Origin of the sequence: Sphingobacterium sp. DR205 (assembly GCF_011064245.1) — a bacterium.
Lineage (GTDB): Bacteria > Bacteroidota > Bacteroidia > Sphingobacteriales > Sphingobacteriaceae > Sphingobacterium > Sphingobacterium athyrii.
The window spans coordinates 1,453,626-1,466,742 of the sequence record NZ_CP049333.1; the positions used below are offsets into that span (position 1 = coordinate 1,453,626).

Sequence of the window (13,117 nt, forward strand, 5' to 3'; positions counted from 1 at the left end):
AAGAAATAAAAACTAATCTATTTTGTAATTTTAAAAATGGAAATTATATCAGAACGGCTCAAGTTGAGAACAGTAAAGAAATTAGATTTGGAAAAGATTCATTCCCTATTAATGTGTCCGGAAACGGCATTGTTTAATCCTAGCGGATTTCCGGATGGAATAGCGGATACGGAAAAAATGGTAAAAGCTTGGTCAGAACAAGAAAATGAATCCGAGGGTAGAAAGGATTATACTTTTTATATTGAAACCATTGCAGGAGCGGAATTTATTGGACTGATTAATATCAGTGTTGTAAAGTTGAAATATAAAAATTCGGAAGTATGGTTTAAGCTTGTTCCAGAAATGTGGAATAAAGGCTATGCAACGGAGGCGTTAAAACGAATAATAGAATTTGGTTTCAACCAACTTAATTTTCACAGAATTGAAGGTGGCTGTGCAGTGGGAAATAAAGCTTCCTTTAAGGTAATGCAGAAAGTCGGCATGATTAAAGAAGCTCACAGACGAAAAATTTTACCATTAAAAGATGGTTGGAGTGATAATTATGAATTGGCTATTCTAAAAGAGGATTACAAAAATTAAATTTTGACAAAACAGGCGTATCATAAAATCAGAATTAAATTTGGATGCATGCTTTAATTATCGAAATTGTATAAAAAAGGACCAAAATCTTCGTAAGTTTTGGCCCTTTTTCATTACATCGAATGTAGTGTCAAGATTTTATTTGGCAGCAAATCGTCAAAGACAACTTTTGATCAGTCCCCCTTTGCTATTGACAGGATCAAGGTTCAGCAGACTAAGATTTTTTTCTTTTGATCAATACATAGCTGAGATATAATAATACGAGCCATACGGGAATCAGTTCAACCGGCAGTTTCATGCCTGTTATCCACATAATGCCCAGTACAGCAATCAGAAAGATCAGACAGATGTAATTGCTCAATGGATAGAGAAACGAAGGGAATTTCGTTTGAACATGTACATTGAGTTTATTTTTTCTAAAATACAAATGTGTAATTGAAATCATTACCCAGTTGATAATCAGTGAAGATACGACCAGCGACATCAGGATCTCCAATGCATTCTTTGGAGCGACATAATTGATGAAAACACAGATTGCGGCAAACACCGCCGAAACCAGAATAGCATTGATAGGTGCGTGGTTTTTGTTGAGTTTGGATAAAAACTTAGGGGCGTTACCCTGCTCAGCGAGACCGTAGAGCATTCTGCTATTGCTATATACACTACTGTTATACACCGATAAGGCAGCAGTAAGAACAATCAGGTTGAGTGCGTTGGCTATAATTTTTGTGAACTGGAATGTTTTTCCAAATAGGCTAAACTCAAAACCATTGAGCTTGTCAAAGACCAGAACAAAGGGGCTGGTATCGGCTGTGATATTTGTCCACGGGGTGAGCGAAAATAGGATAATTAGCGCACCGACGTAAAAGATTAGGATCCGATAGATGACCTGATTGGTGGCTTTTGGGATATTTTTTTCAGGGTGTTCGGCTTCCGCTGCGGTGATGCCGACCAATTCTAGTCCGCCAAAGGAAAACATGATCAGTGCCATGGCCGATAGCAATCCTTCATAACTTCCGTCTCCGATCTGGTTAAACCAGCCTTTCGGGAAGAAGCCGCCATGAGATGTCAGGTTACTCAGGCTCGCCTGCTCGCCACCGGTGCCACTGACCAAGAGATAGACTCCAAATACAATCATGGCAATAATAGCCACAACCTTGATGATCGAAAACCAAAATTCGGTCTCGCCATAAATTTTTACAGAAGCAAGGTTCAGGGCATTGATAGCGAAGAAGAAAAATAAACTCGATCCCCATAATGGGATTTCCGGCCACCAGAACTGTACATACACACCGATGGCTGTCAGTTCGGCCATGCTCACTAAAATATAAAGCACCCAATAGTTCCAGCCGGAAGCATAACCGGCAAAAGATCCCCAGTATTTATTGGCGAAGTAACTAAAGCTCCCCGAAACGGGTTCTTCAACCACCATTTCTCCCAACTGGCGCATAATGAAAAAGGCAATTATCCCAGCAAATGCGTAACCGAGTATCACTGCCGGTCCTGCCAGTGTCGCTGCCTTTCCGATTCCCAGAAACAATCCTGTTCCAATGGCACCGCCGAGAGCGATCAGCTGAATATGTCTATTTTGTAGTCCCCTTTTTAATTGTTTCGAATCCTTGTTATCCTGTTTCTCCATCTGTATGGTTAATACGGTTACTTATTTAGTGTTGGCCGGTCTGGTCTTCAACGGTTATTTCGCTGCTGTCCAACGCGGAATCATGATGCACAGCAACTTAGCTGCAAAGTACCACAAATTATTCATGTTGTTGCCATGATATTTTGACCTAAGCGCATAAAGTTAATAAAACCCTTAGGTATTTTATGCACCTTAGGCATCCCTTTTTGTTAAACTGGTAAGTAATCTTGATTTATGTTGCTGAAGAACATGATATTTAATGCAAAACGCTACCATGAGAATGGTAGCGTTTCTTTTGTTCGTAGCTAGTGTGATTTTTGGCCACTCTACCTTAGAACGAAATTTTGTTTGCAAATGATACAGTAAAAGATAAATTAATTTGCTTTTTGAGGTTTTTCCACTGTTCCGCAGCTGCATCCGCAACCTTTGGAGCAACTTGATTTACCTTTCAGTGATTTGCGGACATTTCCAACGACATACCATACAGCCGCTAATACCAAAACTCCAACGATGAGATACTGTACTGTTAAATTATCCATGATCTTTAATTTTTAAGGTTGTGAACGTCCAAATGATGGCACTCGCACAACGCGTTAATTTATTTTAAAAGCTGATAGGCAATCAAGGCACTGAAATAAGCCAGGCCTGTCATAAAACCAACTTGAATTAATGTCCATTTCCAAGATCCGGTTTCCCGTTTCACGGCTGCTATTGTACTCATACATTGCATGGCAAAGGCATAGAATAAAAGCAGCGATATGCCTGAAGCAAAATTATAGGCTGGTAAGCCCGTGTTACGGTTAATTTCGCTCCGCATTTTGCTTAATACTGTAGTCTTCGTAGCTTCATCTTCAATATCCACTTCGTCACCAAGACTATACACGGTTGCCATTGTTCCCACAAAAACTTCCCTTGCCGCAAATGAAGAGATCAAACCGATTCCCATTTTCCAGTCATAGCCCAGGGGCTCCACTACAGGTTCAATTGCCATGCCAAGATAGCCAAGGAAGGAGTGCTCCAGTCGGTAAGAAGAGATCTCATGGTCGAGGTCCTCGCCCGTGAGGTTAGGATTGCTTTGTGTCACATATTCTTCCGCTTTGGCGAATTTGTCATTTGGACCAAAGCTGCCCAATGCCCAAAGGATAACGGAAATCGCCAAGATAATCTTACCGGCGCCGAAGACAAAACTTGCCGTTTTCTCCCACACATTCAGAGCAACGTTTTTCCAGTCCGGAGACTTATAGGTCGGAAGCTCAAATATTAAAAAAGACTTGTGTTTGGATTTAATGATTTTGGTCAAGAGTATCGCTGAAAACAATGCGGCAAATATTCCCAGGAGATACATGACAAATAAAACCATACCCTGCAATTGAAATCCAGCATATTTGGTATCCGGGATTACCAGTCCGATCAATACGATGTAGATGGGGAGGCGGGCAGAACAAGTCATGAACGGTGTGACCAGTATCGTGACCAGTCGTTCCTTGGCATTTTCGATATTACGTGCCGACATGACGGCCGGTACCGCACAGGCAACGCCCGAGATCAGCGGAATGACGGATTTCCCATTTAGTCCAAAAGGTCTGAGCCAACGATCCATCAGGAAAACCACACGGCTCATATAGCCCGTTTCTTCCATAATGGAAATGAAAATATACAGAATAACAATCTGTGGAATAAAGATGACGATACCACCAATACCCTTGATAATACCATTGCTTAACAGATCCGTGAGTGGACCTGCGGGAAGTGTGGTCTGCGTATAAGCCGCAAGATCACCAAAAAGTCCATCAATAAAGTCCATGGCTGGTCCTGACCAGGTGTAGATTGCCTGAAAAATCAGGAAAAGAATACCAAAGAAAATCAGGTAACCGAAGATCGGATGAAGTAATATCCGGTCAATGGCATTTGTCTTATTTTTGTTGGATGCATCGTCCTTGGTATAAATTTCGGATAAGCTATGATCCAAGGATTTGCTCCGTAGGATGGCTTCTTCTTTTTGTAGTTTCTCGGCTTTTAACTGATGTTTGTCACGAATTTGCTGAATAGCCTGGTTTTTTTCTTTGGAGAGAAACGAAACTTCACCTTTAGCCAAATATTGCCAGGTATGGTATTCCGTATCCAACGGAAACAACCTTTTGGTTTCTTCCAAAGCTTCCTTTGCTATTGTCGGCAACTGGAATTTGCTGATATACATCGGTGGTACCGCATCAAAGCTTTTGATCAGCTGATCGATGCCCTGTCCAGTGCGTGCATTCGTTTCGTATACTTTTGTATTAAGTAACTGTTCAAGTTTTGCGATATCTATACTGATTCCTTTTTCTTTGGCCTCATCGATCATATTGATCACAAAGATGGCCGGCAGCCCGAGTTCGCGCGCTTGTTGATAAAGGATGATGGATCTTTTCAGGTTGGTCGGTTCGGCAACGACGACAACGAGATTTGGTCTAAAGCTGTTTTCTTTATTGACCAGGGTATTGAAGACGACTTCTTCATCCATTGAACTGGGGAACAAGGTATAGGTTCCCGGAAGGTCAATGATGCGATAGGTCTTATTGTTGGCTTTCACCTGGCCCTCACGTTTTTCTACGGTGATACCGGGATAGTTTCCTACTTTCTGGTTTAATTTTGTAATCCGGTTAAAAAGGGAAGTTTTACCCACGTTTGGATTACCCAAAAGTGCAATAATCGGGTTATTCATTATTTCTGATCAATAAGGATGACTTTAGCTTCTGATTTGCGAATGGCAATCAAGGCGTTATTAGCAATTATATTTAAACATATAGGACCGTCGAGCGGTGCGATATGTTTCACTTCTACTTCAGTACCGGGCACAAAGCCTAATTCGAAAAATTTAGCTGGAATATCGTGCGAATCAAAATCAATAATCACCGCTTTTTCCCCTTTTTTTAGCTTATCTAAGCTACTTTTATTACGCATCTACCTATTTTTTTGTATCCTCCAAATATACAGATTTTCTACCATTTAGAATGATTCTAATGTCATAGTTATGTATTTAGCGTAAAAAACAGCTATCTTTACGATTAAAAAGGGATTAATTATCAACCAAAATGAAAATCGAGCAGGAAATCAAAGTAAGCAAATTCAGCAATGAATGGCATCGATGTACCGTAAACATCCTATACACGTACAATTGGCTCAATAATGAACTTGAACAAAGGGCAGGCAAAGAGGGGATCACTTTGAAACAATTTAATGTCTTACGTATCCTACGAGGTCAATACCCAAAACCGGCCACCAATAACCTGATCAAATCAAGAATGCTGAGCAACACGCCAGATATTTCCCGGATGATGGATCGCATGGTCACCAAAGGACTCGTATCCCGCTGTCAATCTGGTGGTGATAAACGTGCTGTCGATCTGTTCATCACCGATAAGGGCCTGAAGATTCTTGAAAATCTCGAGGAGCCTATGCTGATGACGGATATTCTACCCAATAGGATCAGTGAAAAAGAAGCCATCCAGCTCAGTGCTTTATTAGACAAATTAAGGGGCTAATTAATGTGCATGGTCATGATGATCATGATCATGCCGTTCTTCTTGGTGGCTTTCTCCATGGCCATGTGCATGATCGTGTTCGCCAACGAAAGCAAAGCTTGCCAGGGCAATGGCCACGCCGGCAATCACCGCAATCATCTTTTTCTTGTTGAATTTGTGATGGTCTATAGATCCGGACTCAAACAATATGGTCGTGGATATATGTAGAAATATACCGATAACAACAGCCATAATCTTATCAAAATACTGCTGTATATCACCGACTTCGCCAGCACTGATGGCCTTACTCAATAGAAATCCAAATGGCGTCATCGCTGCAAATAGGGCAAGCGTGATGATAATGGTATTTTTTTTCAGGTGCGTACTGATGAGAATACTGCCTAAGGCAAACGCTGCCGGAATGTGATGGATCGAAATCCCTAACGCGAGTTCGGTCTGATGTGTTGCCGCCAATGGCATTCCCTCCAAGAAAGCATGAAGGCATAAGCTAAACATAATACCGATCGGAAAACGATGGCTATGATGTCCATGCTCATGCTCCGTATGGATGTGTCCGTGTTCAATCCCCTGGGAAAATTGCTCAAGGAATAACTGGAACAAAAAGCCACCGAGTACATAGATGCCCAATACCTCGGGGGAAGTATTCGTTGACTGATAAACATGCGGAATTAAATGCAGTACCGTAATGGAAAATAGGTAAGCCCCACTAAAAGAAAGGATCAATTTTAGAAAATTTGTTCCTTTTTTCTGGACGAAAAAAACAGCGATTCCACTTGCAAATGCAGGTATGAATAAAATTAAAATCAATAAAATTGAATTCATTATACTTGTTCAGTTTTAAAAAAGCTAGGTACGAACCGCTTAAACAGGTAACCTGTAGCCAATCCAACCAGGATTCCCAGCGCGGAGCCACAGAGTATGTCAAAGGGGTAATGGACACCAACATAGATTTGCGAGACCGAAATCAGAAATGCCCAGGCAATACAGAGCCATAGGACATATTTCCATCTTCTGCGGAATAGCACGATCCAAAAGAAAGCCAAGGAAAAGTGATTGGCCGCATGAGAGGAGGTAAAACTAAACCCAGAGCCACAGCGTACCCGGATATTGACATTCTCCTTAAACTCCACATCGTTGCAGGGCCTGATTCTCTTAACATTCTTTTTGATCAAGTGAGATGAGATACCATCGGATATACCAAAGGTAATCAAGGTCATCGCTACAATCAGTATACCTGTTTTTCCATACGTTTTGATGAAAAAAATGATCAGAAAAAGATATAAAGGAGCCCAAGTGTATGGATTACGCAGTATAGGCAACAGCCAATCGAACACGGGGTTACTCAGGCCCTGGTTGATGGCAAGAAAAATCTCTTGATCGATGTGTACTAATTGTTGAATCATAAATGTTGTTGATTACAATGAAATTCCCAAACTTTTAAAAACTCGCTTTTCAAAAGTAAAAATAATTTCATTGCAAACGATTGTTTCTTTTAAAAACAACTTTGTTGCAACAAAGATACGTTAAAAATTCAATAATTATAATTTTAATTCGAGATTTTATTGGCATAATGCTAAATTTACACGTTAATCAATTCAAAGGAAATGACTTTAATTAAATCAATCTCAGGAATACGTGGTACGATAGGCGGTCGTGCAGGAGAAGGACTTACGCCAATAGATATTGTTAAATTTACAGCTGCATACGGAACGATCATTGTAAAACAAAGTGGCATAAAGAAAATTGTAGTCGGAAGAGATGCCCGTGTTTCAGGCGAAATGGTCAGTAATCTGGTTATCGGTACCCTTCAGAGTATCGGTGTCGATGTGATTGATTTGGGATTATCGACGACTCCTACAGTCGAGATTGCTGTTCCCTTGGAAAAAGCCGCTGGCGGTATTATCCTGACAGCTTCGCATAATCCGGGACAATGGAATGCGCTTAAACTGTTAAATGCAAAAGGCGAATTTATATCTGACGCTGAGGGGCAGGAAGTATTGGCACTTGGAGAATCCCTGGATTTTGATTTTTCTGCCGTCGAAGAACTTGGATCGGTACACAAAGACTATTCATACTTACAAAAACATGTTGACGCTGTATTGGCCTTGGAATATGTTGATAAAGAGGCGATCAAAGCAGCCAACTTTAAAGTTGGTTTGGATGCGGTGAACAGTACGGGGGGAACATTTATTCCGGCCTTGTTGGATGCATTGGGGGTACAGACAATTTATAAAATTCACTGTGAGCCCAATGGTAATTTCCCGCATAATCCGGAACCCTTAAAAGAACATTTGACAGATTTATCTGCTGCTGTCATCGAAAATAAAGCTGATTTGGGCATTGCTGTCGATCCGGATGTGGATCGTCTGGTATTTATGATGGAAGATGGCGAGCTATTCGGTGAAGAATATACACTTGTTGCCGTGGCAGATTACCTTCTGCAGCATAAAAAAGGAAACACGGTATCTAATTTATCTTCTACACGTGCTTTGCGTGATGTGACCAAAGCACATGGCGGTGAATATTATGCTGCTGCAGTCGGTGAAGTCAATGTGGTCACCAAAATGAAAGAGGTGGATGCCGTAATCGGTGGTGAAGGTAATGGTGGTGTTATCTATCCGGCTTCGCACTATGGTCGTGACGCTTTGGTAGGTGTGGCCATTTTCCTGACACATTTGGCAAAACTGGGCAAGAAAGCTTCAGCATACCGTGCCTCATTACCGCAATATTTTATGTCTAAAAATAAGATCACGTTGACCCCGGAACTGGATATCGACAATCTATTGGCGAAAATGGAGGAGAAATATAAAAATGAAGAGCACAGCACTATTGATGGTCTGAAAATAGATTTTGAAAATGAATGGGTGCACTTACGTAAATCCAATACCGAGCCCATCATTCGGATCTACTCTGAAGGCCCTAGCCCCGAAGCTGCTGAGCAGATTGCTCAAAAGATCATTCGCGAGATCGAAGAAATAATTAAATAAAACAAAAAGCTGCATCTGCAGCTTTTTGTTTTATGATCTACATGGAAATATATTTCCACAAAATAAAAACACGTTTTCATAATTTATGATTAAAAAGACCTATATAGCGATTTATTGTTTTTTAAGCCTGTTTTTACTTGCCGTTTCGTCTAAGGCTCAGGAGCCTGTCAATGCGATCAATGCTACCCTGGATGCCTGGCATAAATCTTCGGGCGAAGCGAAGTTTGGCCCTTTTATCAATTCACTTGCGGCAGATGCGGTTATATTGGGGGCAGACCGAGAGGAACGTTGGGATAAGAACCATAGTGATAAATTCTCCGAACAGTATTTTAACCCGAAATATGCCTGGAATTATACCTATCAAAACAGATATGTGCATTTTAATGGCGATAGTACAACGGCCTGGTTTGATGAAACCTTTAAGATAAATACGAAGTACTTTCGTGGTACCGGCGTAGTGAGCAAAATAGACAACGATTGGAAGATCAGGCAATATAATATCGCGATGCTGGCGCCTTATGAAGATGTTAAATCTGCCGTAGGAGGAAAACAGGGACATACTATACACAACAATCTGCTGCTGGTGATGGTGCTATTTTTCTTTATGGCGATGCTGTTTGTCCTCAGTCAGCGCTTAAAGATATCCTATCCCATTCTGTTGGTTATTGGCGGCTTAGGTATTTCCCTTATTCCCGGAGCACCGGTCATTAGCATAGATCCGGACATTGTCTTTTTGGTATTTTTACCGCCATTGTTATTTGAGGCTGCCTGGTATACGAATTGGGGAAACTTTTTGAAATGGCGCCGATCTATTTTTATCATGGGCTTTGGCCTGGTCTTTTTCACATCCTTGGCAATCGCTTATTTTTCGGTCAGCATTATCCCGGGCTTCACCTTAGCCTTGGGTTTTCTGCTGGGTGGAATTATATCACCACCAGATGCCGTCGCTGCGAGTTCGGTGTTAAAGGGGATCAGTATACCCAAACGGGGGATTGCCATTCTGGAAGGGGAGAGCCTGGTCAACGATGCGGCCTCTCTGACGGTGTTTCGTTTTGCGTCCATCGCTATTCTAACAGGTCAATTTGCCATGGGTACGGCAACAACACAATTTCTTGTTCTGTCCGTGATGGGGGTCGTTGTTGGTCTGGTGATCGGCCATATCTTGTATTTCTTTTTGCGTTACGTGGCCAAATCCTCCAGCATATCAACTCCGATCACCTTGATTGCCCCATACCTGATGTATATCGTTGCGGAGCATTTTGAATGGTCGGGCGTTCTGGCAGTGGTCAGTGGCGGATTATTCCTTTCCTTTCGTGCAGGTGATTATCTGAACTATCATACCCGTATCCAGACCAAGGAGGTTTGGGCGACAATAGGTTTTCTATTGAATGGTTTTGTTTTTATCCTGATCGGGCTTGAACTTCCCGTGATCATCAACGGATTGGGTGAGTACTCGATGGAAGAAGCCATAGATTACGCCTTGGCAATCTGTGTTATTGTCATCGTCCTGCGCTTGGTAGCGGTTTATCTCTCAGCCTATGTGCCGCGTCTATTGTTCAAGCGGGTGCGTGTCAAAGAAAAAGGTCCGGGCTGGAAACTACCTTTGGTAGTCGGTTGGGCCGGTATGAGAGGTGTTGTTTCACTTGCCTCGGCCTTGGCCATTCCCATGACATTATATGACGGAACAGCTTTTCCGCACCGTAATCTTATTTTGTTTATCACTTTTGTCGTTATTCTAGTGACCTTGGTGTTTCAGGGACTTACCTTGCCGCTGTTGATTAAGCTGATAAAAATTGATGAGGTCGACGAACAGGTATCCGTGGAGGAACAAATTGATGAGATCCGTGTTAAGCTCGGTAGGGATTCGATAGCTTATCTGGATAAGCATTATGCCAAAGAAATGATGGAATATGAAACCATTGCACGGGTCAAAGAGCAGCTTATCAGAAGCGTAAATGCTTCTGAACGTGCTAAGGAAGAGGATACCCGTGCGCAACTCTCAGCTGTACGGGGATTATATAACAAAATTATGCTGGAAATTCTGGCTTTGCGTCGCGATGGATTAGCGAAGATGAAAGAGAGCAAAGAATATGATAGCGATGTGATCAAAGAACTGGAGTATTCGCTGGATCTGGAAGAGTCGCGGCTGTCACGCAGATAAGACGACTACCCGGAGAAAAGACGTCAATTCTTTTCGTAGCATCCGGCACCAAAAGCTGGGAAGCTCAAAAAATAGCAAGGTTGACCTATTGGACCAGCCTTGCTATTTTTCCTTTATCCCCAGCCAGAAAAACAGCTTTCCCTTTTTTTGCTTTTTGCACCGCATTGTAGCTTTCCCGGGAAATGGTATGCCATGTCTTTCCCTGATCATCTGACAGGTCTGTGCCTGATGTTCCGGTGCAAATAAGCTGTTTGCTTGAAAGATAAATCACCGCTGACTTAAAGCCTGATATGGGCTGACGGGACGGATGCCAGGTTTTACCGCCATCATGACTCAGAAAACAGGCCTTTTCCGTATTCTTGTCATTCCGGTAATCTCCCCCGACGACGATGCCTTTTTTGGGTGAATGAAATGCTATGGAAAATGGCCCACTGCTATTTTGCCCTTGCGTGATGGGGCAACTGTAACGCTGCCAGGTGTCCCCTTGATCACTGCTCGTGTAAATATTGGAAACCGTTCCGCCTGTTGCGATCCAGAAATTCCCCGTCGGCAGACTAAAGATAGAGGTACCGCTGGCGGCAAAACCAGCCTCACCTTCGAAAATGGTATAGCTTAGATTGGAGGATATATCCTGCCAGGTCTGTCCAAAATCTGTTGTTTTCAATAAGGGCATCTTCCCGTTGATGGCGTCACCAAAAGCGATACCAACACCTTTTGGTGTAAAAGCAAAGCCATCATAAAATATTTCAGGTCGTGTATCTTTAAAAACCTCTTTCCAGCTTCTGCCGGCATCAGTGGTGCGCAGGATCAAGGCCGGGGAACCGGCGGAGATAATCAGTGCCTCATTTTCATCAAAAGCTTCAATATCCCTAAAGTCGATTTTTTCGTAGCCTATGGGGTTGATCCATTGCCAGTTTTTTCCTGCATCCGTACTTAATCCGACTGTTCCATTGTTTCCGCTGACCCAGAGCGTCTGATCGTCAACTACGCTTAGTCCACGGTAACTACTGTTGCGTTCTTGGTTCAGCAACTGAATCGTGTTTTTTTGTGCGGATAGCGTTTCGGTCAGAAAGACCTGAATGAGGAGGAAAAATAAGAATGGTTTCATGTGGTTATACTAGTTATTGCAGTAAATTCAGCCCTATAATTACATTAAATTCAGTTATATCATTGCCATACGGTTTATTTGCGTTAAATTCGATGGTATTATCGCATAATTCCGCTCGCGTTGTAACAGTAAATCTACCTATATTATTTCGATAAATCTGTACCTCTTCTTTTTCTCCTGCGCCCTTTTTTTAAGATTGTTTTGCGCAACTGCAGAAAACCGACCGTCATTTTTCTAGGTGATTTAAAATAAGGGATACTCAATACTACAAGCAGCGATATACAGGCCGATGTCCCCAATGCGCCGCCATATCCATTAAAGAACTTGCTGGTATTGAGCAGGATGGTGGTGAAGATTACGCCGGCCAAAGAGAGCCCGAAATAAGTGGACAACTGCGTTTTGGACACCATTCCGATAAAAGATGCACCGATAAATACGGCTGGAATATACTGTGTGAGATAGCTGGACAATAGCTGTGGAAAAAAATAGAGAAAACCGGACACGATCAAAGTCAATAAGGCGGAGGAACGGACAGCCCCCTGTTTGTATCGGGTATTGACATAGTATGTTGCTGTACTTCCGATAATTCCGACAAGATAGAGAATGAATGTTTCCATGTTATTTGAAAAGATAAAGCAGTAAATAGGTCATCGAAACACCAAGAAAAGCCAATGTTCCCAATTTGCCACCGATCCCATTCAGCAGGCTTTTTGAAATGACCAGAAAGATGGCGGTAAAAACACTCGCGGTCAGGATAAAAGAAAAACCGTGGGCAACCTGCGCACTGGACATGCCGACAAAGGCACCACAATAGACGGCGGCAGGGAGGTGGGGGAGATAACCGGACTTTTTATTGATATTGGGGATAAATGATGCCAATGTTCCTGTCAGTGCAGCACCCATCACTGGGCCAAGACCAAAAATCTGATTAAAATAATAGGAGGCAATAGCACCTACGGGCACCCATACTGCTATTTTGATCGACTCATATTCATGTATATGATGATGTATAGGCGACTTAAAGTAGCTATATAACATGAATAAAGAGAGTAATCCGATGAAAGACAGGACAATATATGAACTGGTGTTTTCAACAAAGATGGCTACTAGAAAGAGTGCCTG

The 13,117-nt window shown here is 42.2% G+C and carries 13 protein-coding genes; 4 read left to right on the plus strand and 9 right to left on the minus strand.

Annotation, left to right across the window (positions count from 1 at the left end; genetic code table 11):
- The first annotated feature begins 36 nt into the window (after positions 1 to 36).
- Positions 37 to 579, plus strand: coding sequence for a GNAT family protein (locus G6053_RS06160; protein ID WP_165305810.1), 543 nt, complete (start codon positions 37 to 39; stop codon positions 577 to 579).
- Between the two features lie 214 nt (positions 580 to 793).
- On the opposite strand, the gene G6053_RS06165 is transcribed toward G6053_RS06160, so the two are convergent.
- The 4 genes from G6053_RS06165 to G6053_RS06180 all read right to left on the minus strand — a co-directional run bounded on the left by G6053_RS06165 (position 794) and on the right by G6053_RS06180 (position 5,158).
- Positions 794 to 2,218, minus strand: a complete 1,425-nt coding sequence (locus G6053_RS06165; RefSeq protein ID WP_165305811.1) for an amino acid permease — start codon at positions 2,216 to 2,218, stop codon at positions 794 to 796.
- 374 nt (positions 2,219 to 2,592) lie between these two features.
- Positions 2,593 to 2,757: a FeoB-associated Cys-rich membrane protein gene (locus G6053_RS06170; protein ID WP_108637056.1), complete on the minus strand. Its 165-nt coding sequence runs from the start codon at positions 2,755 to 2,757 to the stop codon at positions 2,593 to 2,595.
- 59 nt (positions 2,758 to 2,816) lie between these two features.
- Positions 2,817 to 4,919: a ferrous iron transport protein B gene (gene feoB / locus G6053_RS06175; protein WP_165305812.1), complete on the minus strand. Its 2,103-nt coding sequence runs from the start codon at positions 4,917 to 4,919 to the stop codon at positions 2,817 to 2,819.
- Positions 4,919 to 5,158, minus strand: a complete 240-nt coding sequence (locus G6053_RS06180; protein WP_165305813.1) for a FeoA family protein — start codon at positions 5,156 to 5,158, stop codon at positions 4,919 to 4,921. Before G6053_RS06180 ends, feoB begins: the two co-directional genes overlap by 1 nt.
- A gap of 131 nt (positions 5,159 to 5,289) precedes the next feature.
- Between G6053_RS06180 and G6053_RS06185 the strand changes: the two genes are divergently transcribed.
- The gene (locus tag G6053_RS06185; protein ID WP_108637053.1) at positions 5,290 to 5,739 is read left to right on the plus strand and encodes a MarR family transcriptional regulator; all 450 of its coding nucleotides are present in this window, start codon (positions 5,290 to 5,292) and stop codon (positions 5,737 to 5,739) included.
- On the opposite strand, the gene G6053_RS06190 is transcribed toward G6053_RS06185, so the two are convergent.
- Together G6053_RS06190 and G6053_RS06195 are read right to left on the minus strand one after the other, a co-directional pair.
- Complete coding sequence (locus tag G6053_RS06190) at positions 5,740 to 6,561, minus strand: ZIP family metal transporter (protein WP_108637052.1); 822 nt, start codon at positions 6,559 to 6,561, stop codon at positions 5,740 to 5,742.
- Positions 6,561 to 7,142 (minus strand): phosphatase PAP2 family protein, encoded by a 582-nt coding sequence (locus G6053_RS06195; RefSeq protein ID WP_108637051.1) that lies wholly within the window; start codon positions 7,140 to 7,142, stop codon positions 6,561 to 6,563. The genes G6053_RS06190 and G6053_RS06195 overlap by 1 nt, the downstream gene beginning before the upstream one ends.
- A 201-nt stretch (positions 7,143 to 7,343) precedes the next feature.
- Between G6053_RS06195 and glmM the strand changes: the two genes are divergently transcribed.
- Both glmM and G6053_RS06205 read left to right on the plus strand, forming a co-directional pair.
- Positions 7,344 to 8,726, plus strand: coding sequence for a phosphoglucosamine mutase (gene glmM / locus G6053_RS06200; RefSeq protein WP_165305814.1), 1,383 nt, complete (start codon positions 7,344 to 7,346; stop codon positions 8,724 to 8,726).
- 85 nt (positions 8,727 to 8,811) lie between these two features.
- Complete coding sequence (locus G6053_RS06205) at positions 8,812 to 10,887, plus strand: Na+/H+ antiporter (RefSeq protein ID WP_165305815.1); 2,076 nt, start codon at positions 8,812 to 8,814, stop codon at positions 10,885 to 10,887.
- A gap of 85 nt (positions 10,888 to 10,972) precedes the next feature.
- On the opposite strand, the gene G6053_RS06210 is transcribed toward G6053_RS06205, so the two are convergent.
- The 3 genes from G6053_RS06210 to G6053_RS06220 all read right to left on the minus strand — a co-directional run bounded on the left by G6053_RS06210 (position 10,973) and on the right by G6053_RS06220 (position 13,033).
- The gene (locus G6053_RS06210; RefSeq protein WP_165305816.1) at positions 10,973 to 11,995 is read right to left on the minus strand and encodes an oxidoreductase; all 1,023 of its coding nucleotides are present in this window, start codon (positions 11,993 to 11,995) and stop codon (positions 10,973 to 10,975) included.
- 143 nt (positions 11,996 to 12,138) lie between these two features.
- Positions 12,139 to 12,612 (minus strand): hypothetical protein, encoded by a 474-nt coding sequence (locus G6053_RS06215; RefSeq protein WP_108637048.1) that lies wholly within the window; start codon positions 12,610 to 12,612, stop codon positions 12,139 to 12,141.
- 1 nt (position 12,613) lies between these two features.
- Positions 12,614 to 13,033: a hypothetical protein gene (locus G6053_RS06220; RefSeq protein ID WP_241254937.1), complete on the minus strand. Its 420-nt coding sequence runs from the start codon at positions 13,031 to 13,033 to the stop codon at positions 12,614 to 12,616.
- Positions 13,034 to 13,117: the final 84 nt, after the last annotated feature.

What these genes read in the sequence shown, in the direction of transcription:
- G6053_RS06160 (WP_165305810.1), top strand. Translation starts at nt 37, where the DNA reads ATGGAAATTATATCAGAACGGCTCAAGTTGAGAACAGTAAAGAAATTA.
- G6053_RS06165 (WP_165305811.1), bottom strand. Translation starts at nt 2,218, where the DNA reads ATGGAGAAACAGGATAACAAGGATTCGAAACAATTAAAAAGGGGACTA.
- G6053_RS06170 (WP_108637056.1), bottom strand. Translation starts at nt 2,757, where the DNA reads ATGGATAATTTAACAGTACAGTATCTCATCGTTGGAGTTTTGGTATTA.
- feoB (WP_165305812.1), bottom strand. Translation starts at nt 4,919, where the DNA reads ATGAATAACCCGATTATTGCACTTTTGGGTAATCCAAACGTGGGTAAA.
- G6053_RS06180 (WP_165305813.1), bottom strand. Translation starts at nt 5,158, where the DNA reads ATGCGTAATAAAAGTAGCTTAGATAAGCTAAAAAAAGGGGAAAAAGCG.
- G6053_RS06185 (WP_108637053.1), top strand. Translation starts at nt 5,290, where the DNA reads ATGAAAATCGAGCAGGAAATCAAAGTAAGCAAATTCAGCAATGAATGG.
- G6053_RS06190 (WP_108637052.1), bottom strand. Translation starts at nt 6,561, where the DNA reads ATGAATTCAATTTTATTGATTTTAATTTTATTCATACCTGCATTTGCA.
- G6053_RS06195 (WP_108637051.1), bottom strand. Translation starts at nt 7,142, where the DNA reads ATGATTCAACAATTAGTACACATCGATCAAGAGATTTTTCTTGCCATC.
- glmM (WP_165305814.1), top strand. Translation starts at nt 7,344, where the DNA reads ATGACTTTAATTAAATCAATCTCAGGAATACGTGGTACGATAGGCGGT.
- G6053_RS06205 (WP_165305815.1), top strand. Translation starts at nt 8,812, where the DNA reads ATGATTAAAAAGACCTATATAGCGATTTATTGTTTTTTAAGCCTGTTT.
- G6053_RS06210 (WP_165305816.1), bottom strand. Translation starts at nt 11,995, where the DNA reads ATGAAACCATTCTTATTTTTCCTCCTCATTCAGGTCTTTCTGACCGAA.
- G6053_RS06215 (WP_108637048.1), bottom strand. Translation starts at nt 12,612, where the DNA reads ATGGAAACATTCATTCTCTATCTTGTCGGAATTATCGGAAGTACAGCA.
- G6053_RS06220 (WP_241254937.1), bottom strand. Translation starts at nt 13,033, where the DNA reads ATGTTATATAGCTACTTTAAGTCGCCTATACATCATCATATACATGAA.